The sequence below is a fragment of the Pantoea sp. PNA 14-12 genome, assembly GCF_004364735.1.
GTDB lineage: Bacteria > Pseudomonadota > Gammaproteobacteria > Enterobacterales > Enterobacteriaceae > Pantoea > Pantoea stewartii.
Genome location: NZ_SOAJ01000004.1, coordinates 44,399 through 67,141, shown reverse-complemented (window position 1 = coordinate 67,141; position 22,743 = coordinate 44,399). Strand labels below are relative to the sequence as shown.

19 protein-coding genes are annotated in these 22,743 nt (G+C 54.6%); 3 read left to right on the top strand and 16 right to left on the bottom strand.

What is annotated here, in order from left to right; genetic code table 11:
* Positions 1-222: 222 nt before the first annotated feature.
* Positions 223-972: an esterase gene (gene yjfP, locus C7434_RS14165; protein WP_033740030.1), complete on the bottom strand. Its 750-nt coding sequence runs from the start codon at positions 970-972 to the stop codon at positions 223-225.
* Positions 973-1,126: 154 nt separating this feature from the next.
* Between yjfP and C7434_RS14160 the strand changes: the two genes are divergently transcribed.
* A complete protein-coding gene (locus C7434_RS14160) occupies positions 1,127-3,058 on the top strand; it encodes a methyl-accepting chemotaxis protein (RefSeq protein WP_033740032.1) in 1,932 nt (643 codons plus the stop codon).
* 57 nt (positions 3,059-3,115) lie between these two features.
* Positions 3,116-3,442, top strand: a complete 327-nt coding sequence (gene bsmA, locus C7434_RS14155; RefSeq protein ID WP_033740034.1) for a biofilm peroxide resistance protein BsmA — start codon at positions 3,116-3,118, stop codon at positions 3,440-3,442.
* Here the strand turns inward: bsmA and C7434_RS14150 are convergent.
* The 15 genes from C7434_RS14150 to nnr all read right to left on the bottom strand — a co-directional run bounded on the left by C7434_RS14150 (position 3,416) and on the right by nnr (position 21,467).
* Positions 3,416-5,044, bottom strand: a complete 1,629-nt coding sequence (locus C7434_RS14150) for an isovaleryl-CoA dehydrogenase (RefSeq protein ID WP_110268758.1) — start codon at positions 5,042-5,044, stop codon at positions 3,416-3,418. The genes bsmA and C7434_RS14150 overlap by 27 nt on opposite strands.
* 85 nt (positions 5,045-5,129) lie before the next feature.
* Positions 5,130-5,864: a 23S rRNA (guanosine(2251)-2'-O)-methyltransferase RlmB gene (gene rlmB, locus C7434_RS14145; RefSeq protein WP_133745561.1), complete on the bottom strand. Its 735-nt coding sequence runs from the start codon at positions 5,862-5,864 to the stop codon at positions 5,130-5,132.
* A gap of 66 nt (positions 5,865-5,930) precedes the next feature.
* Entirely contained in the window at positions 5,931-8,366 is a 2,436-nt protein-coding gene (gene rnr, locus C7434_RS14140; RefSeq protein WP_006120935.1) for a ribonuclease R, read from the bottom strand.
* A 16-nt stretch (positions 8,367-8,382) separates the two neighbouring features.
* Positions 8,383-8,826: a nitric oxide-sensing transcriptional repressor NsrR gene (nsrR, locus tag C7434_RS14135; RefSeq protein ID WP_006120936.1), complete on the bottom strand. Its 444-nt coding sequence runs from the start codon at positions 8,824-8,826 to the stop codon at positions 8,383-8,385.
* A 222-nt stretch (positions 8,827-9,048) separates the two neighbouring features.
* Entirely contained in the window at positions 9,049-10,347 is a 1,299-nt protein-coding gene (locus C7434_RS14130; protein WP_033740036.1) for an adenylosuccinate synthase, read from the bottom strand.
* 166 nt (positions 10,348-10,513) lie between these two features.
* Positions 10,514-10,714: a DUF2065 family protein gene (locus C7434_RS14125; protein ID WP_006120939.1), complete on the bottom strand. Its 201-nt coding sequence runs from the start codon at positions 10,712-10,714 to the stop codon at positions 10,514-10,516.
* 55 nt (positions 10,715-10,769) lie between these two features.
* A complete protein-coding gene (gene hflC / locus C7434_RS14120; protein ID WP_006120940.1) occupies positions 10,770-11,774 on the bottom strand; it encodes a protease modulator HflC in 1,005 nt (334 codons plus the stop codon).
* Between the two features lie 3 nt (positions 11,775-11,777).
* Complete coding sequence (gene hflK / locus C7434_RS14115) at positions 11,778-13,010, bottom strand: FtsH protease activity modulator HflK (RefSeq protein WP_033740037.1); 1,233 nt, start codon at positions 13,008-13,010, stop codon at positions 11,778-11,780.
* A gap of 177 nt (positions 13,011-13,187) precedes the next feature.
* On the bottom strand, positions 13,188-14,468 hold the full coding sequence (hflX, locus tag C7434_RS14110) for a ribosome rescue GTPase HflX (RefSeq protein ID WP_006120942.1): 1,281 nt from the start codon (positions 14,466-14,468) through the stop codon (positions 13,188-13,190).
* A gap of 75 nt (positions 14,469-14,543) precedes the next feature.
* The gene (hfq, locus tag C7434_RS14105) at positions 14,544-14,858 is read right to left on the bottom strand and encodes an RNA chaperone Hfq (protein WP_033740039.1); all 315 of its coding nucleotides are present in this window, start codon (positions 14,856-14,858) and stop codon (positions 14,544-14,546) included.
* Positions 14,859-14,963: 105 nt separating this feature from the next.
* Positions 14,964-15,914 carry a tRNA (adenosine(37)-N6)-dimethylallyltransferase MiaA gene (miaA, locus tag C7434_RS14100; protein ID WP_006120944.1) on the bottom strand — a complete coding sequence of 317 codons (951 nt, stop codon included), beginning with the start codon at positions 15,912-15,914 and terminating at the stop codon, positions 14,964-14,966.
* Entirely contained in the window at positions 15,907-17,751 is a 1,845-nt protein-coding gene (mutL, locus tag C7434_RS14095) for a DNA mismatch repair endonuclease MutL (protein ID WP_058708619.1), read from the bottom strand. The genes miaA and mutL overlap by 8 nt, the downstream gene beginning before the upstream one ends.
* A 49-nt stretch (positions 17,752-17,800) precedes the next feature.
* Positions 17,801-19,477, bottom strand: a complete 1,677-nt coding sequence (gene amiB, locus C7434_RS14090) for an N-acetylmuramoyl-L-alanine amidase AmiB (RefSeq protein ID WP_006120946.1) — start codon at positions 19,475-19,477, stop codon at positions 17,801-17,803.
* The gene (gene tsaE / locus C7434_RS14085) at positions 19,474-19,950 is read right to left on the bottom strand and encodes a tRNA (adenosine(37)-N6)-threonylcarbamoyltransferase complex ATPase subunit type 1 TsaE (protein WP_033740042.1); all 477 of its coding nucleotides are present in this window, start codon (positions 19,948-19,950) and stop codon (positions 19,474-19,476) included. Before tsaE ends, amiB begins: the two co-directional genes overlap by 4 nt.
* Positions 19,947-21,467: a bifunctional ADP-dependent NAD(P)H-hydrate dehydratase/NAD(P)H-hydrate epimerase gene (nnr, locus tag C7434_RS14080; RefSeq protein WP_133745560.1), complete on the bottom strand. Its 1,521-nt coding sequence runs from the start codon at positions 21,465-21,467 to the stop codon at positions 19,947-19,949. The genes tsaE and nnr overlap by 4 nt, the downstream gene beginning before the upstream one ends.
* On the opposite strand from nnr, the gene queG reads away from it, so the two are divergent.
* On the top strand, positions 21,466-22,605 hold the full coding sequence (gene queG / locus C7434_RS14075; protein ID WP_033740044.1) for a tRNA epoxyqueuosine(34) reductase QueG: 1,140 nt from the start codon (positions 21,466-21,468) through the stop codon (positions 22,603-22,605). The genes nnr and queG overlap by 2 nt on opposite strands.
* The last annotated feature ends 138 nt before the right edge of the window (positions 22,606-22,743 follow it).

Here is a 22,743-nt window from a genome sequence, read left to right as displayed (position 1 = left end):
GTCAGCTGCGGCCCACGGAAGCAAGGAACGTTATAGGTTGTGAATCACCGAAATGACACACACCTCTGAATGCAGCTGAAAAATTGACGCGTAATCATACTGGCGTGGGCGGACAAACTCAAGCGGGGATTTCATTTAAATCGGCGGGAGACCGCCCCGCTCCCGCGCTTATGTGTGAAAAGCAAGCAAGGGCCAAAGCAAGAGGGCGGTTTTGTTAACGGATCAGAGTTGACGCTTAAAAAAGCTGACCAGCGCGGTCAGACCTGACGGCGTAATTTTATGTCCGATATGCGTTTCGCACAGCGTGGTCAGGTGGGCATCAAGCCCCTTTTCGCGTAATGCCCGATCCAGGCGCTGAGTTTCAGCAAAAGGCACCACTTCATCGGCATCACCGTGCCACAACAAAAGTGGCCGGTTCGCCAGGTTCTGCAGCCGGGCAGAAGGATCATAGTCCGCCAGCGATGCCATACGTGCTGTGAACTGGGCTTTCTGTTCTTCATTCGTTACCACCACAGGCGGAAACAACGTATGACTGAGCTGCATAAAGTAGCCTGACCCCATCATGCAGGCAACGCTGTGGATGTGTGAATAGCGCGCCATAATCCCCAGCGCCGTCATGCCTCCCATTGAGGCGCCAGCAACGGCAAAGCGCGCATCGGCAATCAGATCGTCGGCACGTAAGGCGGCCTCGATAGCCGGAAATTCATCAATGTTCTGTTTGAGGATGTCCCAGAAATGGCGCAACCGCGTCTCGGCATCACCGTTATAACGCGCACCATGCATGTCGGCATCGGGCATAACGGCACGGAAGCCTGCCTGCGCCAGCGCAACGGCAAAGTAAGCGTACACCTCTTTGGATGAGGTAAACCCGTGATAGAAAACGAGGGTGGGTAAACGCTGGCGACGCTGACCCGCAGGCGCAGCATGCAGGCACTCGATTCCTGCAAACCTTTCCGTGGTGAGCTCAATCATTTTTTCTCCTCTCCGACGACAAATTGAGACGACATATTAGGGGTTTAATGTAATTCCGCGCTTCACAACATCATAAAGGCAATAATTTCTTAACTAAATATTTGCGCCGCGCTGCCGTTGTTAGTGCATATTTGACAAAAAATAAAGGTACTTTATGAAACGTTTCTCTCTCAGCAGAACAAGCCTTGGAGTGAAGCTGTGCGCCATAACTTCAGTAAGTGTAGGCGTTTTATTGTTAGTTTTGACGCTGATTCAAAGTCAAAATGCTTCACGCCAGTTGGAAAGTCTCGCCATGGATGACATGGTCAATCAGGTGCAGGGCATTACTGAAATGGCGTCCATGTTTAACGCGACGCTGACGCAGGAAGTGGGCAATTATACTCAACTGTTTGTCAGCTTTTTGCCTAAGCGTTTCAGCCGCGATGAAACTTCACGTATTCAGGTGGGCGAGTTTTCAACACCGACCCTGCGCGCCGGGCTCAAAACGCTGAACCTCGATCAAATTGCCGTAGATGATTTTACGGATCGTACGTCGGCCGTCGCCACCATCTTTGTGCGTGATGGTGATAATTTCATTCGTGTTTCCACCTCGCTGAAAAAAGAAGATGGCAGCCGGGCCATTGGCACCCAGCTTGATCGGACCAGTGGGGCCTGGAAAAAAGTGACGCAAGGCGAGATCTACCGTGGACTGGCCACCCTGTTTGGTCACCGTTATATCACGCAGTATCAGCCCGTTAAAGACGACAGCGGTACCGTGATTGCCATTATTTTTGTTGGCGTACAGATCGATAAACAGTACGGCCTGATGCGCGAAAAAGTGCTGGCACGTCGTCTGGGCGACAGTGGGCATTTCTACGTGTTAAACGGCACGCCAGGTGCTATGCAGGGGCAGTACCTGTTTGATAAACAGGCTGAAGGTAAACGTCCCGACTGGCAGGAGGGCGTGCTGAACGCGATGCTGACGCAGCCTGAGGGCGTACAGCAAGCCGATATTGATGGGGAAACCAAAATGCTGGCCTGGCAACAGTTGCCTGGCTGGAACTGGATTGTGGTCGGTGAGGTCAACCGCGACAGCCTGCTGGCACCGGTGATTCACAGCCGCAATATGTTCCTCATAACCGGCCTGATTCTGGTCTTGCTGTTTGCGCCGTGTTTTGTCTGGTACAGCCGTCGTGCCATTACGCGTCCGTTACAGCAGGTCATCCATTTGGCTGAGCAATACGCGGCCGGTAACTTACTGGTTCATCTGGCTACGACGCGCCACGATGAAGTGGGTCAGCTGATTAATGCCATTAACGGGATTGGCGAAGGGCTGGAGAAAATAGTCGCGCAGGTTCGCCGTGCCGCGCAGGAAATCAGCGATGGCACGGATACCATTGCCGCCAGCAGTCACAACATCAGTGAGCAAATTGGGCGCCAGGCAAGCAGCGTTGAAGAGACATCGGCCAGCATGGAGCAGTTTGGTGCGACCGTTGAGCATACCGCCGACAGCCTGCGTCAGGCCATGTCGCTGGTGGCCGACGCCAGCAGTATCGTGGATAACGGCAACCAGACGGTCACCCGTTCGGTCAACACCATGTCCGCCATTAACGTTTCGTCGCAGAGCATCGCTGACATTACGCACGTTATTGAGTCCATTGCCTTCCAGACCAATATTCTGGCGCTGAACGCTGCGGTTGAAGCCGCCCGGGCGGGTGAGCACGGGCGCGGCTTCGCCGTCGTTGCCGCCGAAGTACGGGCGCTGGCACAGCGTTCCGCCCAGGCAGCAAAAGAAATTGATACGTTGATTGCGACCTCAATACGTCACGTTGCTGAAGGCCATGCATTGTCGGAACAAACCCGCGATGCGATGAGCGAAATTGTGACGCATATTGAGCAGGTTCAGGCGTTAATGGGTGAAATTAACGTCGCCGCACAACAGCAAACGGCCGGCATTGGCCAGGTTAACCTGGCGATGAATCAGATTAGCCAGGCCACGCATCAGAACAGTGAACTGGTTACGCAGGCAGAACAGACAGCCCAGAGCCTGAGTGATAAAGGCCACCACCTGACGCAGCTTGTCAGCGTTTTCTCGATTAAGTCGTGATGATCGTGGGGCGGTGGCTTACACTTATCCTGTTAAGGTGACTCTCAAGGATTAGCTATGCGTTATGTTGTGTTACTGACGTTGAGTCTGTTGTTGAGTAGCTGCGCGGCGTTTCAGGAGACGCCGAAAGCCCCGCCCGCGCCAACGGCTCAGGCGCAGTCGATTACCCGCGCGCAAAGCTATGGTTTACCGAAGCTCGGTACGATTAGCGCCAGCGTGAGAGGCTCACCAGATGACGCGGAGCGGGCGATTGCTGCGCGCGCGAATCAGGCAGGCGCCGTTTATTATCAGATTCTGATGGTCGACGAAACGATAACGCCTGGCATCTGGTATACCACCGCGATCCTCTACGGTGCCTCACCGGCCGCTGGCGCGCGCCAGTAGGCGATCGGCCAGTGCCGCATCGATAGTGGGTTCGCCCCGCGTATCCAGCCACTGGCCGCACCAGGCATCCGCCAGTCGCGGTTCAGCGTGGCGTAACAGCTGAACCGCTGTGGCCAACTGCAGGATGTCCTGTGTTAACGTCCGCGCCTGGGCTTCATCGTGTTTGCCCAGGCGCAGCTTCAGTTGACGCCAGCGTCTGTCGAAGTGGCGGTTAACGCCCTTTACCTCATCACATTCCCGAATTAACGCCTCCACGATGCCGCTCTTTTTGCTTATCACACGCAGAACATCCAGACACATCACATTTCCTGAGCCTTCCCAGATGCTGTTAACGGGCATATCACGGTAAAGCCGGGGCAGTTCGCTTTCCTCGCAGTAGCCATTCCCTCCCAGCATTTCCATGGATTCTGCTACAAACGGCATGCCCGCTTTGCAAATCACAAACTTCGCCGCGGGGGTTAACAGCCGGGCAAACGCCGCCTGATTCGCGTCATCCGCCTGCGACCAGGCACGCGCCAGCCGCATCAGTAAGGCCGTTTGCCCTTCCAGTTGTAGCGCCTGACGCGCTAACACCTGACGCATCAGGGGCTGATCCACCAGATTTTTCCCCATCACCTGGCGCTGGTGGGCATGGTAAAGGGCGACGGAGAAGGCCCGGCGCATTTGTCCGTGGCTGCCCAGCGCACAGTCAAAGCGCGTCATGCCGGCCATTTTCAGGATCAGGCGCACGCCTTCGCCCTCTTCACCCAGCAGCCAGCCGGTTGCGTCTTTGAACTCCACTTCACTACTGGCATTGGCGCGGTTACCGAGTTTGTCTTTTAAGCGCTCAATGAAAATGGCGTTATGTGACCCGTCCGGCAGCAGGCGAGGCAGAAAGAAACAGCTGAGTCCCTGTTGCGTTTGCGCCAGGATGACGTGGGCATCGCTTTGCGGTACAGAGAAAAACCATTTATGGCCGATGAGGCGATACGCTTCGCCACTTCCCCGTCCCTGCAGCGGCTCTGCGCGCGTGGTATTCGTCAGCACATCGCTGCCGCCCTGCTTTTCAGTCATACCCATGCCGATCAACAGTCCACGCTTCTGATCGCCCGGCATCGCATGTGTGTCGTAACGATCGCTGAGTAATGGCTCAAGCCAGCCCCGAAACGCGGTGGGCAGATAGCGTTGCAGCAAGGGAATCGCGGCGTGCGTCATCGTCACCGGGCAAAGCGTGCCGGCCTCAACCTGGGCATGCAAAATAAACCGGGCCGCGCGCGCCACGCTGGCGTTTGGCTGTACATCAGGCTGCCAACTGAGGTTATGCAGACGGCTGCTGCACACGCCCTGCATCAGCAGATGCCAGGCAGGATGAAAGCGCACGTCATCCACTCTTACGCCGCGCGCATCATAGCGGTGAAGTTCAGGAGGACAGGTATTCGCAAGCCGCCCCAGCTCCAGCGACTCTGCACTGCCCAGTTGACTGCCTACCGATGCCAGCCAGTCGCTGTCCCCTCCGCCGCCTTCACGCAACAGCGCGTCACATAACGGCACGTCAGACAGAAACAGGTTGCTGTTACTGAGAGGAAAAGGTTGATTAAACACGGTGTGAGTTGTCCAGGTCATAACGGCTCCTCGCGGATATCACTCACTCAGTATGTAAGGTGAGTGGCCATTATGACCGGACAGAAAACCTAATTTGCGGCGGCGATCACGCGTTGCGCTGACGCACCGCCTCAAACAAACAGACGCCCGTTGCGACTGAAACATTGAGCGAGGAAACGCTTCCTGCCATTGGAATGCTGATCAGTTCGTCACAGTGCTCACGTGTCAGACGGCGCATGCCTTCGCCTTCCGCGCCCATGACCAGCGCCATCGGGCCTGTCATCTTACTTTGATAAACGGTGTGGTCGGCTTCACCAGCGGTACCCACAACCCAGATGTGATATTCCTGTAGCAGACGTAAGGTACGCGCCAGATTCGTGACCCTGATTAACGGGGTGTTTTCCGCTGCACCGCTGGCCACTTTTTTAGCGGTTGCGTTCAGGGGCGCAGAGCGATCTTTCGGCACGATAACGGCATGTACGCCCGCCGCGTCGGCACTGCGCAGGCAGGCACCCAGGTTATGCGGATCGGTGACGCCGTCCAGCACCAGCAGGAAGGGTTTCTCCAGGCTCTGCAGCAGATCCGGCAGATCGCCCTCCTGATACTGCCGACCCGGCTTAACACGTGCCACGATGCCCTGATGTACGCCGCCTTCGACCTGGCTGTCCAGCCATTTGCGGTCGGCCAGCTGAATGACGATCCCTTGAGCTTCCAGCGCGGTCACCAGCGGTTGCAGGCGACGATCGTCGCGGCCTTTGAGAATAAAGACTTCCTGGAAACGTTGTGGGTCACGTTCCAGCAACGCCTGCACGGCATGGATACCAAAAATAATTTCGATCATCAATCTGCTCAGTGGTTGTAAATAAATGGATAACAGCCCCTGCGCGAACGCAGAGGCCTGGGCGCATCAGGCAGGCTTCGCCTTCTTCGCGGCGCGCTTCGCCTTAGTGGCGGCGGCGATTTTACGGGTTTTCTCCGAAACTTTTTTACTTTTTTTCTCAGTCTTTGCCGCAGCAGGCTTGCTGCCACTCTTGCGGAAAGCGGAATCCGGTTCAAAGTTGGTTTTACGGCTGGCCTGGCGACGGCGTTTGGTTGGTGCTTTACCGTCCCGCTTCGCCTTGTCACGTTCGGTTTTCCCTTCGCCGCGCACCTGACGCTTGCTGGAGATCAACGCAAAGTCAATCTTGCGCTCGTCCATATGGACCGCTTCAACACGCACTTCAACCGCATCACCTAAGCGATACGTGCGCCCACCGGATTCACCGATCAACCGCTGCCCCACCGGATCAAAGCGGTAGTAATCATTGTCCAGTGTCGACACATGCACCAGGCCGTCGATAAACAGATCGCTGAGACGGACAAAGAAGCCAAAGCCGGTAACGCTGGAGATGACACCATTGAAGACATTACCGACCTGATCCTGCATAAAGTCACATTTCAGCCAGTCGGCGACATCGCGGGTGGCTTCGTCGGCACGACGCTCGGTCATGGAACAGTGCTGGCCCAGTTGCAGCATCTGCTGCATATCGTAGTGATAACCGCCCGTTGGTGTCGTCAGGCCCTTCACGTCGCCCTGCTCTTTAGCCAGCAAATACTTGATGGCCCGGTGCAGGAGTAAATCCGGATAACGGCGGATGGGTGAAGTGAAGTGAGCATATGACGCCAGCGCCAGGCCAAAGTGCCCACGGTTTTCCGGGTCGTACACCGCCTGTTTCATGGAGCGCAGCAGCATGGTTTGCAGCATTTCCGCATCCGGACGATCGGCAACCTGCTCCAGCAACGCGGCGTAGTCGACAGGCTGCGGTTTATTGCCTCCTGGCAAACTCAGGCCAAGTTCATTTAATACGGTGCGGAAACTTTTGATGCTGTCGTCGCTGGGGCGATCGTGATCGCGGAACAGCGCAGGCTCCTGATTCTTCTCCACGAAGCGGGCAGAAGCAATGTTTGCCAGAATCATGCACTCTTCAATCAGCTTGTGGGCGTCATTGCGCGAGGTGCGTTCAACGCGTTCGATGCGGCGTTCAGCGTTGAAAATAAACTTCGCTTCTTCTGTCTCAAAGGAGATACCACCCCGTTCTTCGCGGGCGGTTTCCAGCACCTGGTACATGTTGTGCAGTTCCTGCAGGTCTTTGACCAGCGGCGCGTACTGCTCACACAGCTCCGGGTTGCCTTGCAGAATATTCCACACTTTGGTGTAGGTCAGACGCGCATGGGAGTTCATCACCGCTTCATAGTGTTTGAAGCCGGTGAGTTTACCTTTTGCCGATACGGTCATTTCGCACACCATACACAGGCGATCGACCTGAGGATTCAGCGAGCACAAGCCGTTCGACAGCACTTCCGGCAGCATTGGCACTACCTGCGAAGGGAAATATACCGATGTCCCGCGCTGCTGTGCTTCGTTATCCAGCGGTGTGCCGGGGCGAACATAGTAACTGACGTCCGCAATGGCCACCCACAGACGCCAGCCACCTCCGCGCTTTTTCTCGCAGTAAACCGCGTCATCAAAATCGCGCGCATCCTCACCGTCGATAGTGACTAACGGCAACTGGCGCAGATCGACCCGGCCTTTTTTCGCCGACTCGGGCACCTCTTCACTCAGCTTGCTCACCTGAGCTTCAACCTCTGGCGGCCAGCTGTGCGGAATTTCATGGGTGCGCAGCGCCATATCCACGGCCAGGCTGGTGCCCATATCATCGCCAAGAATCTCGGCGATTTTACCGATTGCCTTCGAACGGCGGGTTGGACGTTGTAAAAGCTCAACGACCACGACGGACCCCATGCGGGCATTCATGGTTTCTTCAGGCCCGATCAGAATATCGAAGCTCAGACGACTGTCGTCGGGCACAACAAAGCCGACGCCGGCATCGGTGAAATAACGGCCGACGATTTGATTATTGCGCGGTTCCTGAACCCGAACGACACGCGCTTCGCGGCGACCTTTCCGATCGGCCCCCAGCGGTTGCGCCAGGATGACATCGCCATGCATACAAAATTTCATCTGTTCGGCAGAAAGATACAGATCGTCTTTTTGTCCTTCAACGCGTAAAAAGCCATAGCCATCGCGATGACCAATGACCTTTCCACGCAGTAGATCAAGACGTTCAGGCAGGGCATAACACTGGCGGCGGGTGAAAACTAACTGGCCATCACGTTCCATTGCACGTAAACGACGGCGTAAGGCTTCAAGGTGCTCTTCTTCCTGCAAATTCATTTCTTGTGCCAGCTCTTCGCGGCTGGCGGGTTTTTCGCGTTTTTCTAATAAAGCCAGAATAAATTCACGGCTTGGAATAGGGTTTTCGTACTTTTCAGCTTCTCTGTCCAGAAAAGGATCTTTTGACATTACGGTTCCTCCGATGTCATTGAGTATTCATTGCCACCGGCGGTTCAGACAATACAATTTCATATAAAGGCGTATTACCTTCCACTAAATCTGCCAGCGTATAGCCGTCCAGTTCTTTTAAAAATAACTGCACGGCATCATGTAAGGCCTGCTTAAGGCGACAGGCAGGCGTGATAGAGCACCGGGCGCAGTCAACCAACTGCAAAGGTTCCATTTTGCGAACCACATCACCAATGATGATATTTCCCGGAGGCATTCCCAGACGAATGCCCCCATTTTTGCCACGTATGGCCGCAACAAACCCAGCACGACTAAGTTGATTGATAATTTTGACCATATGATTACGCGACACGCCATACGTATCGGTGACCTCTGTAATACTGGTTAGTCTGCCTTCCGGCAGCGTGGCCATATAAATCAACGCCCTCAGGCCGTAGTCGGTAAAACTTGTTAGCTGCACAGTGACCTCAGTCAATCATTCGGTGGCACCTGTATGCTCGCCCGTCCTGCTGTTTATTTCAATATTGAACTGGTTCTGACGTATTTCGCTACGATGATAAACCAGAGTGTTGGCGGCTGTGTATTTTTTTCAGCCAGTGTAGAGTTGGACAAGCGAAGGGAATTTTAGTGGCATTAAATCACATAAAAAACAAAGGCCGGACATTGTCCGGCCAGCTGATGATTACGCGCTGAATGGGTCACGCAGAATCATTGTCTCGCTACGATCAGGGCCGGTTGAAATAATATCAATCGGAACACCGGTCACTTCTTCTACACGTTTGATGTAGTTGCGCGCCGCCTGAGGCAGGCCTTCCAGCGTTTTAACGCCAAAAGTGGTTTCGCTCCAGCCCGGCAGGGTTTCATAGATCGGCTCAATGCCTTCCCAGTTCTCAGCAGCCAGCGGCGTAGTGGTGACTTCACTGCCGTCAGGCATGCGATAAGCCACGCAAATTTTTACTTCTTTCAGACCATCCAGTACGTCCAGCTTGGTCATACAGAAACCAGACAGTGAGTTGATCTGCACCGCACGGCGGACCGCAACGGCATCCAGCCAGCCCGTACGACGGCGGCGGCCTGTAGTGGCACCAAATTCGTTACCTTGCTTGCAAAGGAACTCACCGGTTTCATCGAACAGCTCGGTAGGGAACGGACCCGCACCCACACGCGTTGAGTAGGCTTTAACAATACCCAGTACGTAATCGACAAAACGCGGGCCGATACCTGAGCCTGTCGCCACACCACCGGCGGTGGTGTTGGACGAGGTCACATAAGGATAGGTACCGTGATCGATATCCAGCAGTGTTCCCTGCGCGCCTTCAAACATAATCAGATCGCCACGCTTACGCGCCGTATCCAGCAGTTCAGACACATCGACCACCATGCCGGTCAGAATGTCGGCAACCGCCATGACATCGTTCAGCACTTTATCGTAGTCGACGGCTTCTTCTTTGTAATAATTCACCAGCTGGAAGTTATAGAGATCCATCACTTCTTTCAGCTTGGCAGCAAAGGTTTCTTTGTTGAACAGGTCGCTGACGCGCAGTGCACGACGGGCAACTTTGTCTTCGTAAGCCGGTCCGATGCCACGGCCCGTCGTCCCGATCGCTTTTGCACCGCGCGCTTTTTCGCGCGCCATGTCCATGGCGACATGGTATTGCAGGATCAGCGGACAGGCTTCAGAAATCAGCAGACGTTCGCGTACGGGAATCCCACGCTCTTCCAGGCCTTTCATCTCTTTCATCAATGCTTCAGGAGAGAGAACCACGCCATTACCAATGATGCTGGTAACGTTATCACGCAGGATGCCAGAAGGGATTAAGTGGAGAACGGTTTTTTCACCGTTGATGACAAGTGTATGGCCCGCATTGTGGCCGCCTTGATAACGCACCACGTAGTTAGCGCGCTCAGTCAGAAGGTCTACAATCTTACCTTTACCTTCGTCACCCCATTGGGTGCCCAGTACGACGACGTTCTTACCCATTTCTCAAAATCACCGATTGCTTAAAAAAGGATTCTACCATCTGATTTTATGGTTTTCAGCACTTTTAGCACACGATTGCGCGCTTTTTTGCCTGCGTTTTGATCACTACTACATCCAGGGGGTAAACGCGGCTTCAGATACCACACAGACGGCGAGCGCCACCTTATCAGGCTTCGCCATGCAGCCGCAGCATGCAGTAAATCACCACGCCGGCGACCACTAATCCCCCACCAAAACGGTGTAAAAGCCGATCGGGCAACTGGGTCATGCTCAACACTACGCGCCGCCACAGCCGTGGCATAAACATCGGCCCCAGTCCCTCGAGCACTAAAACCAATGCCAGTGCCATCCAGATATTTACGTTCATTCCGCATCCAAAAAAAAGGCCGACAACATTGTCGGCCTGTCAGTTATATCAGTTCTTAGCGCGTGGCGTTAGACGGCGCCTTCATATAGCGGAAGAAGTCACTGTCCGGGCTCAACACCATCACGTCCTGATTTTCGTTGAAGCTGTTTTCATAAGCACGCAGGCTGCGGATAAAGGCGTAGAAATCCGGATCCTGACTGAAAGCATTCGCAAACAGTTTTGCCGCTTCTGCATCGCCATCACCGCGGGTAATCAGGGCTTCACGCTGGGCTTCTGCCAGCGTACGGGTAACCTGATAGTCAGCCTGAGCACGCAATTTTTCCGCCTCTTCCTGTCCCTGTGAACGCTGGCTACGCGCAACCGCTTCACGCTCGGCGCGCATACGGTTAAAGATCGCATCTGAGACTTCCGTCGGCAGATTGATCTGCTTGATCCGCACGTCAACAACCTGAATCCCTAACGCCGCCATACTGTTTGGATTTGGCGCAGGTTCACTGCTGTTGGTTTCCCGTTCAACCCGTGCCGCTGCGCTGGCGATAGCATCATCTGCGGCTGGCGTAGACACGTCATCGTCACCGCCTGCCGTACCGGTATTCAGCGCATCACGGACATCCGTGGTCAAACGACCACGAGAATCGGTCACGATGTCTTTCACGTCGAGACGGCCCATTTCTGAACGTAAACGGTCACTGAATTTACGCTTCAGCAGCACTTCGGCCTGAGACACATCCCCACCACCGGTTGCCAGGTAGTAGCGACTGAAATCGCTGATGCGCCACTTAATGTAAGAGTCGACAATCAGATCTTTCTTCTCTTTGGTCACGAAGCGATCGGCCTGGTTATCCATGGTCTGGATACGCGCATCCAGCATTTTAACCGTTTCGATAAACGGAATCTTGAAATGCAGACCCGGTGCAAAAACCTGAGGCTTGTTTTCGCTGTCGCGCAGGACTTTACCAAAGCGCAGGACAATACCGCGCTCACCTTCCTGTACCACGAAGAGCGACGCATAAATGGCGACCAACGCGATAATAATGACAACTATGACTGGCTTACGCATTGATTACTCTCTCCCTTCGCGCTGGGTATCGTTGCGCAGAGCGTTGGCTCGACGCTGATCCATGATGCTGTCTGGACTGTATGACGACGTGTCCGTGCGGCTTGCACTCCGATCGGAAAGTGACGGCAATGCTGCGCTGCTCTTTTGCCCGTTCTTCGCAGAGGAAGACTGAACACCACGCATCAGTTGATCGAGAGGCAGAACCATCAGGTTGTTACCACGATCGTTCACCAGCACTTTACGTGTATGACTCAGAACACGCTCCATGGTCTCAATGTACAGACGCTCTTTGGTAATTTCCGGCGCGGCTTTGTATTCCGGTAAAAGCTTGGCAAAACGCGCCACTTCACCCTGTGCTTCCAGCACCGTGCGCTCTTTATAAGCACGTGCTTCTTCCAGCACACGCTGCGCACGACCGTTAGCCCGCGGTTGAACTTCGTTCGCATAGGCTTCCGCTTCACGCACATACTGCTCACGGTTTTCACGCGCGGCAATCGCATCATCAAACGCTGACTTCACTTCTTCAGGAGGACGCGCCGCCTGGAAGTTAACGTCAAGCACCGTGATGCCCATATGGTACGGGCGAATGGTTTCGTCGATTTCGCGCTGCGTTTCGCTACGCACGACCGTACGACCTTCTGTCAGAATACGATCCATGGTAGAGCGACCAATTACGCCGCGCAGCGCACTGTCCGTTGCCTGACGCAGGCTGTCGTCCGGGCTGGTAACAGAGAACAAATAGCGTTCCGGATCGGTTACGCGGTACTGCACGTTCATCTCCACGCGCACGACGTTTTCATCAGAGGTCAGCATGACGCCCGAGGCCGCCAGTTCACGCACGGCTTCGACATTCACGGCGCGGACCTGATCGATAAAGGTGGGCTTCCAGTTCAGGCCTGGCTCAACGATGTGGCTGAACTTACCAAAGCGCGTGACAACACCGCGTTCCGCTTCTTTGATCGTATAAAATCCGCTTGCTGCCCAGATCACTACTGCCGCAACAGCGACAATGCCAAAAAGTTTGCCGCTACCGCCGGAACTGCGCTGACCATTGTCACCTTTATTGCCGCCGCCGAATCCGCCAAGCTTTTTACTCAGCTTGCGGAAGATATCATCCAGATCAGGAGGCCCAGATTCCTTACCTCCCTTATTCCCCCCAGAGTTGCCGCCTTGATTATTGCTGCTTCCCCACGGGTCGCGGTCCTGTCCGTTATTTCCGGGCTGATTCCACGCCATGTCATTACTCCATTTATAGTTTTAGCGGCTTACCCTTGTGATTTTCCGTTGTGGCGGCACTGGCTGCGTCTGTGTTCCCGACTCGCCGACCAGGTGAAGAGAGTGGCCGTCGGGAAATATGTCAACTAACGCCGCGCAACAACATAAAATCGTCAGGGTAAGTTCGGTTTGGCAATCTCAAACAATATAACTGGTCAGCGACGGCTCCTGCTTGCATAAGCGGTGCCAGTCAACAATCGGCATTCGCACATGCAACCCCACACTGCCGTCCTCTTCGTTCCACTCTTTTTCAATCGCCTGCAACTGATAGAAACGGCTGCGTAAGCGCCCCGCATCCGGTGGCAAACGTAAATCGTACTGGGCAATCTCGCCTGACAGACGCTCGGACAGCGCCTGCCATAACAGCGGAATCCCCGCCCCCGTCTGCGCAGAGAGCCATACTCGCACCGGCAGGTTATTTTCGTCACGGTCAATGCGCGGTTCAAAACCGTCCAGCATATCGATCTTATTCATGATCAGTAACGCGGGAATTTCATCGGCTTCGATTTCTTCAAGCACCTCATTGACAGCATCTATGTTTTCATTGACCCGTACGTCGGCTGCATCGATCACATGCATCAGCAACGTGGCCTGGCGGGTTTCCTGCAAGGTAGCTTTAAATGCGGCCACTAAATCATGCGGCAGATGGCGGATGAAGCCGACGGTATCGGCCAGCACAACTTCACCGACATCGGCAACATTCAGGCGACGCAGCGTGGGATCCAGCGTAGCAAACAGCTGATCCGCGGCATAAACGTTGGCAGAGGTGATGGCGTTAAAAAGGGTAGACTTGCCGGCGTTGGTGTAACCCACCAGCGAGACAGTCGGCACATCGGCTTTAGCGCGCGCCTGTCGTCCCTGCTCGCGCTGTTTTTCAACGCGTTCCAGACGTGACAAAATCTGGCTGATACGGCCACGCAATAAACGGCGGTCGGTTTCTAACTGCGTTTCACCCGGGCCACGCAGGCCAATACCGCCTTTCTGGCGTTCAAGGTGCGTCCAGCCTCTTACCAAGCGTGTTGCCAGGTGACGCAACTGCGCCAGCTCAACCTGCAATTTCCCCTCATGGGTACGTGCACGTTGGGCAAAAATATCAAGAATCAGGCCAGTGCGGTCGATAACACGGCACTCGCACAGGCGCTCAAGATTACGTTCCTGAGCGGGCGTTAAGGCATGATCGAAAAGGACGACCGATGCTCCACTTGTTTTTACCGCATCGGCAATTTCAACGGCTTTTCCTTCACCGACAAAATACTTGGGATGTGGCGCTTTACGACTGCCGGTGACAACCTGCAGTGCTTCAACGCCAGCAGAAGAAACCAGGGTTTCGAATTCCTGTAAATCTTCGAGCTCTTTGTCTTGGGAGAACCAGATGTGTACCAGTACGGCCTGCTCACCGGCATCATAACGGTCAAACAAGCTATAACCTCGCTTATATAAAAAGACCAGGACGGAAAACCTGAGGCTTTCCAGTCCTGGTTAAACGGTGCCGCCTTACTCTGCGTTATCACCGTCTTGTTGTGGCTGCGACTGAGCAGACGTATTGCTGCCGCCGTGATGGTAATTATTGTTGCTGCCACCGCCGGTATTGTTGCTATGGTGAGAAACCGGACGTGAAGGCACAACAGTAGAGATGGCATGCTTATACACCATCTGACTTACCGTGTTTTTCAACAAAATAACGAACTGATCAAAGGATTCAATCTGACCTTGCAGCTTGATACCGTTGACCAAATAGATCGAAACCGGAACACGTTCACGACGCAGTGCGTTCAGAAACGGGTCTTGTAATGATTGCCCCTTAGCCATTCTATCTTTTCCTTATATGCTTGTTGTTTGTTGCTTGTAGAACACAGTGGTTCTGAAAAAAAACTGCGTAAAAATTTGCGCACGTAACTTGCCAATTGTACACAATCACCCATGCTTCGCACTAACAACCTGAAGTACTGTATCACGCGCTAAGTGAGGTTCATCACTGTCTAACCAGTGAATGTTCTCCCAGCCACGTAACCAGGTCATCTGCCGTTTAGCGAGTTGCCGGGTTGCGCAAACTCCCCGATAAACCATTTCGTCGTAGTCGATCTCGCCCGCTAAATAAGACCACATCTGGCGATAGCCGACACAACGAATGGAAGGCATATCCGTATGCAAATCACCTCGTGCAAACAGGGCCCGAGACTCCGCTTCAAATCCTGACGCCAACATCTGGTCAAAACGCAACGCGATGCGTTGATGCAACAGCTCGCGGCTCGCGGGGGCGATAGCAAACTGGTGAACATCGTAAGGGAGCGCTTCGCCGGAAATTTTAGTCAGTTCCGTTAAAGTTTTACCCGAAATAAAAAAAACTTCCAGTGCTCGCGAAAGTCTCTGCGGATCATTCGGATGAATACGACTGCCTGCGACCGGATCAATTTCGCAAAGTTGACGATGTAAAGCTTCCCAGCCTTTTTCACTCGCCATTTGCTCTATTTTTTGGCGGACATCCGGATCGGCCGAGGGCAGCGGCGACAATCCTTCAAGTAACGCCTTGAAGTAGAGCATAGTTCCACCAACAAGCAACGGAATTCGTCCATGCTGAACGATATCCGCCATTTCTGCTAACGCGTCTCGCCGAAACTCCGCTGCCGAATAGGCCTCAGCAGGATCGCGAATGTCCAGCAAACGATGGGGTGCCAGCGCCAGTTCCTCTGCAGAAGGCTTCGCCGTACCGATGTTCATCTCTCGATAAATCAGAGCAGAATCTACGCTGATCAGTTCCACCGGCAACTGTTTACGCAGCTCAATCGCTAATGCGGTTTTGCCTGACGCTGTCGGCCCCATCAAAAAAATCGCCTTTGGCCGGCCAGCCTGGTTTAATTCACTCATGCTTCAACGCGTTTATCGCGCTCTCAATCTCGATGGCTTGCAACAAGCCTGAAGGTGGCGATTTCAGCAGCTGTGGACAAAGCCTTTCCAGCTCCGTCAACAGCGTAATCGCCTGGGAGTGATTCCAGTTCTGAGGCTCTGCATCCTCTCGTCGCGCCAGCCACTGGGCCAGCTGCATCGCAGAGTTCTCTTGCTGTCGGGCGAGATAGCCTAACAGTTCAGGAATCAAGATTTGTAAATTTTGTGTTCGTAACGGTAAAGGCACGGCGCGCAAGATAATGTGGTCGCCCTCCGGATGCAAATCAATGCCCATCTGGTTAAGCAGACTGAGATTGTCCTGTGCCGCCTTGCGCTCTGCCGAGGCGATTTTTAACCGCACAGGAATCAAAAGCGGTTGTGCTTTTAATCCACCTTCCTGCGGCTCTAACTGGGCCTGTTTTAACCACCGCGCCGCCACGGGCAGGGCTAATAACAGTAAAGTCTGGTCCTGCTCCAGCACGGCATACTGATCTGCCAGCACCGTCAGTACGCGACCAAAACTGTGCAGATGCGCTTTCACAGGCGCTGGCGTGATCGTCGCCTCACGTGGCGGCGAGACCGGCGCTTTTGCCGCAGTGGCAGGAGGGGCTGCGGTATCCAGCAACTGCTGATAAACCTTGCCTTCACGCGGGCGATAACCCGGCTCTTTACTTTGCCAACCCGCCCCACCGGTTGTGCCACCACTGTTACGCGGCGTTGCCGCAGGCTGGCTGAAATGATTGCCGCCTGCGGCCTGGCGGTTTTCCTGTTGCCAGCGTGGTGCAGGCTCCTCCGCGTGTACGGCTGGCAGAACGGGTGCCGCGCTTTCCTGCAAGACGCTCATGACGCCCTGGTAGATAAAATCATGCACCAGACGTGACTGATGAAAACGCACCTCATGTTTTGCCGGGTGGACGTTGACGTCGACCTGGTGAGGATCGATCGTCAGATAAAGCACATAGGCGGGCTGTTGATCGTCCTGCAACTGGCTCTGAAACGCCTGCCGGATGGCATGGTTGATGAGCTTGTCACGCATCATGCGGCCATTAACATAACAGTACTGGATGTCGCTGATCTGACGAGAACCGGCGGGATCGGCAACCCAGCCGCGCAGAGCTAAATCGTCATGCTGCCAGTCAATCCGCAGTGCGTGCTGCATGAAGGTCGTGCCACAAATCGCGCCAAGGCGACGTTCACGCTGGCGCTCATCGTTAACCGCCCGGTACTGACGCATCAGCTTGCCGTTATGGTTCAGAGAAATCGCCACGTCAAACCGCGCCAGCGCAATGCGACGGATGACTTCATCAATATGACCAAACTCGGTTTTCTCAGTACGCATAAACTTGCGGCGCGCTGGCGTATTGTAAAAAAGGTCAAGGACTTCCAGCGTCGATCCACAGGGATGCGCGGCAGGCTTGAGGGTCACCTGCATATCACGACCTTCCGCGTACGCCTGCCAGGCTTCGCTTTGTTCGGCCGTGCGCGACGTCAGCGTCAGGCGGGAAACCGAGCTGATACTGGCCAGCGCTTCCCCGCGGAACCCCAGGCTCATAATGGCTTCCAGATCGTCCAGCGATGCAATTTTGCTGGTTGCATGGCGAGCCAGCGCCATCGCGAGTTCATCTTTTGCGATACCACAACCGTTATCGCGGATGCGGATGAGTTTTGCACCGCCCTTTTCGATATCCACATCTATTCGCGTTGCCCCCGCATCAAGGCTGTTTTCCACCAGTTCCTTCACAACCGATGCGGGGCGCTCAACCACTTCTCCGGCGGCAATCTGGTTAGCGAGTTGCGGCGGTAAAATTTGTATTGGCATGCGGGATATCCTTGTAGCTGGTTGCCCGGCCTGCTGGCCGGGCCCACAATCAGGATGCAGGGATTTTCAGGTTTTGACCCAACATCACGTTGGTTGATTTCAGGTTATTCGCCTGAAGAATCGATTTCGGGCTGACACCGTAATGGGCGGCGATGCTGCTCAGTGAATCACCACGAACCACCTTATGTCGGATCGGGCGACGGGGAGTCGTTGCAGCTGGCGTTGTCCTGCTGGCTACCGCGCTGGCAGGCACTTTCAGTCGCTGTCCCACCCAGACGACATCGCGCTTCAGGGTATTCATCTGCCGTAACGTTGCCATACTTACGCCATATTTTGCTGCAATACCGGACAGCGTCTCTCCACGTGTCACGGTATGCCGCTGCACAGCGCCCGTATACTGCGTCTCACCGGTAGCCGGATTACTGGCTACGCTGACCGCTGGCGACGAGCCCAGCGGCCGGTTTTCCTCCTTTGGGACCGATTGTAGCGGGTGCGCCAGGAAATAAGCGCGCAGTCCTTTATATATTGACTGTGCAATCTTATCCTGGTGTGCGCTACTGCCGAGCAGTCGCTCCTCCGAGGCATTACTGATAAATCCGGTTTCCACCAGAAGCGACGGAATATCCGGCGAACGCAACACGCCAAGGCTGGCATGCTCCGGTAAACGTTTGTGTAACGACGTCACACCGCGCAACTGTTGGATGACTTTCACCGCAATGTCATATCCGACGCGCTGCGAGTGACCAAACTGGAGATCAAGCACCGCCTGGCTCAGATAAGGATCGGCCTGGCTGTTGGCCAGTAAATCGCCAGCCCCGCCCAGGAGTTCAGACTGTTTCTCTTTTTGCTCCAGCCAGTTCGCCATCTCACTGTTTGCACGACGGTTAGACAAGACCCAGACCGAGGCACCTGTGGCCGCATGGCTGGGGGCAGCATCCGCATGGATAGAGACCAGCACGTTGGCATTCGCTTTACGCGCCACGTCTGACCGGCCCATCACTGAAATAAAGTAGTCGCCATCACGCGTCAATACACCTTTAAACATCGGATCATTGTTTAAAAGCACTTTCAATTTACGCGCAATCGCAATAGTGACGTTTTTCTCTTTCAGGCCGTGCTGCCCAATTGCGCCGGGATCCTGACCGCCATGTCCCGCATCAATGGCGACAATCACCGTATCGTTGCGGCTGGACGTGCCACCCGGTACGGCCGTGCTATTGGTATTGGTTACCGTAGTGACCGGATTCGCATTGAACGGATTGCTGGCATTGCGTTGTCGCGTTCGGGTGGGCTGGGATTCTGCCACGGCAGCAGGTGCGCTGCGCGTAACGGCGGGATGCTTACCCTGAATAGTAAAGACAACGCTGTAATTGCTGCCATTGCGCTGTGTCACTGCGCGGGTTTTTCCCGACTGCGTTAGCTCAAAAACCAGCCGGATACTTTGTTTATCTTTTGGCGTGCTGGTACGAATGCGCTTTACGATGTTATCGCCGCTAAACGTTAAGGGTAGCCCTTTAATCACGCCACTTTGACGGATATCCAGAACAACGCGGTCGGGATTATGTAGGGGAAAATAGGCATAAACCGGCTGGCCAGAAAAACTGAGCGTTACTGTCGCCTGATTCCCGCCATTTGATACCTGAATGTCCGATAAATTAGCGGCAAACAGCGGACCCGCAACCAGTAGCAATCCTGCCACGATAACTGTTTTCATCCATGACATCATGCCGGTGCCCTGCCTTGTTCGATCTGCGTCACCCAGCGCTGTCCCTGCTCGGAATGTGCCACCAGTTCGGCCTCGCGTGCCTCATTGACATAACGCAGCGTTAAGGCGATATCCGGGGAAGGCAAAATACCGGCACCCTGTTGCGGCCACTCCACCAGACAAATCGCGTCATTGGTGAAGTAATCACGAATCCCCATGAACTCGAGTTCTTCCGGATCGGCAAGGCGATAAAGATCAAAATGATAGACAGCACGCCCGTCCAGAACATACGGCTCAACCAGCGTATAGGTCGGACTTTTCACATTGCCCACGTGGCCGGATGCCTGTAAGAAACCGCGGCTGAATGTGGTTTTTCCCGCACCGAGGTCGCCGTAAAGATAGATAACCGCCGCCTTGCCACAGGCATGCGCCAGTTGAGCACCCAGGTCGAGTGTTGCCGCCTCAGTGGGCAAAGGTATAACACAGCTCTTCATGCTTCTTGATTCATCTCTGGATTAACAAACTGCCACAGCAGATCAAATAAGTCTGATGCCAGCATACCGCGCGTGCCCCATAGTGCCGCTCGCTTATCAGCGGCAGCACCGTGAGCGACACAACCTGCGCAGGCAGCATCAAACAGCGCCAATTTTTGTCCCATCAACGAGGCAATAATACCGGTGAGCACATCACCCATACCACCCGATGCCATTCCTGCATTACCCACATCGGCAAAAGCCATCTGACCACTTTCACTGGCAATAATGGTGCCGGCGCCTTTTAAGACCACGACACCACCATAGCGTTTCACCAGTTCCTGTGCAGCATGTAAGCGGTCACTTTCAATTTCGCTGGTTTTAACACCCAGCAAGCGAGCCGCTTCGCCTGGATGCGGCGTTATAATGCGATTCTGACGTTTCTCTGCCTTTATTGCCAGCAAGTTAAGCGCATCAGCATCCCAAAGCATCGGCTTTTCAGCGCTTTTAACCTTCTCCAGTGCATTCTGGCCCCATTCACGCTGTCCCAGCCCCGGTCCAATCGCAATGACATCCGCCCAGGCGATGCCGTCATCCAGGCGCGTATCCGTCAGCTCGTCCACCATCACTTCCGGGCGCGCGGTAAGAATGGGTGCAATATTATCCTTGTGAGTAAGTACTCGCACCAAGCCGCTACCGGTGCGTAGCGCTGCTTCCGCAGACATCCGAATAGCGCCCGCGGTTCCACTGTCCCCACCAATAATCAGCAGGCGGCCCTGATCGCCTTTATGGGAGGTCGCCTTACGCGGCTTAAGCCACTGGCGTAAACTGTGTGCATCGTATCGGGCCATGGGGGGCTGCTGTGCTGCCAGAAAGTCGTGTAAACCCAGACCGGCGAAATAAAGTTGTCCGACACAATCCCGTGCTTTACCGGTGAGCTGTCCGGGTTTTAACGCGATCACGCTCACCGTATGCGTGGCTTCTGTCGCCTCACTCGGCGTCGTGCCGTTTTCTGCCGACAGGCCGGATGGCATATCGATGGCCACGACCGGCGCGCTATGCTCATTGATCTGTGCAATCAGGGTGGATAAAGGCTCAACCGGCGCCCGTGAAACGCCAGTGCCTAACAACGCGTCTACGATCACGTCGACGTTTTCAGGCCAGGCGGCGTCGGGCGCGTGAATTTCGCCGCCCGATTCAAGCCATCCGTCTCGCGCAGTACGCGCTTCGTCGGGTAAAGGTTTACTGCCATCGCACGCCAGCAACGTCACCTGTTTACCTGCAGCCTGAGCCAACCGGGCGACAACATAGCCATCGCCTCCGTTGTTGCCGTGACCGCACAACACCAACCAGTGCTGAGCTTCTGGCCAGTGCGCCATAATATGTTCATATACCGCCTGACCTGCACGTAACATCAGCTCGTAGAGCGTAATGCCCAGCGCATCTGCCCCCTCGCGCTCAAGTTGTTTCAGCGCCTGCGCAGGCCAGACAGAGTGTGGTAAACTGCCGCGGTTTCTCTTCGGATTCTGGTTAGTCATGTCATACCCTCTGGATCTTGATCAACTCGCTCAACACATTAAGCAGTGGGGACGCGATCTGGGCTTTCAGCAGGTCGGTATTACCGATACCGATCTCAGCGCAGAAGAACCGCGCCTGCAAGCCTGGCTGGATAAGCAGTACCATGGCGAAATGGAATGGATGGCCCGCCATGGAATGATGCGCGCACGTCCGCATGAACTGCTACCCGGCACGCTGAGGGTGATCAGCGTTCGCATGAACTACTTGCCCGCGAAAGCCGCGTTTGCCAGCACGCTGAAAAACCCACAGTTGGGTTATGTCAGCCGTTACGCGCTGGGCCGCGATTACCACAAAGTATTGCGCAATCGCCTGAAAAAGCTTGGAGAAATGATCCAGACGCACTGTGGCGAAAGCCAGTTTCGCCCGTTTGTGGATTCTGCGCCGCTGCTTGAACGCCCGCTGGCGGCGAAAGCCGGACTGGGCTGGACCGGTAAACATTCGCTGATCCTGAATCGTGAAGCCGGTTCGTGGTTTTTTCTGGGTGAACTGCTGATCGATCTGCCCCTTCCCATCGATACGCCGCAGGAAGAACAGTGTGGGCGCTGCGTTGCCTGCATGACCATTTGCCCGACGGGCGCGATTGTTGAGCCCTATACCGTCGATGCGCGACGTTGCATTTCCTACCTGACGATCGAACTCGAAGGAGCTATACCGGAGGAGTTTCGGCCGCTCATGGGAAACCGGATTTATGGCTGTGACGACTGTCAGTTGATTTGCCCCTGGAATCGCTATGGGCAGTTGACTGACGAAGCCGATTTTTCGCCCCGCGCCGCGCTGCATGCCCCAGAGTTAACCGCGCTGTTTCAGTGGGATGAAGCTAAATTCCTGCGCATTACTGAAGGGTCCCCTATTCGGCGCATTGGTTATCAGCGCTGGTCCCGTAATATTGCCGTCGCGCTGGGCAATGCACCCTGGCATACAGAGATCCTTAGCGTCCTTGAGCAACGACGTGGCGAAAGCGATCTGCTGGACGAACATATTGAGTGGGCTATCACGCAACAGTTACATAAGCGAAAAGCGCTGGCGATCGATGTTCAACCCGCGCAGCAAAAACGGCTGGTGAGAGTCATTGAAAAGGGATTACCACGTGATGCCTGATTGCGCAACTGTCCAGAAGGCGCGGATTTCCACATCCTGTGAATAAAAATAAAAACGCGTTGTCATTCAATCGTAATAACACAACTGGCAGAAAAGAATAACATAATGAAATATTATTATTTCATTAAAAATCAGCAA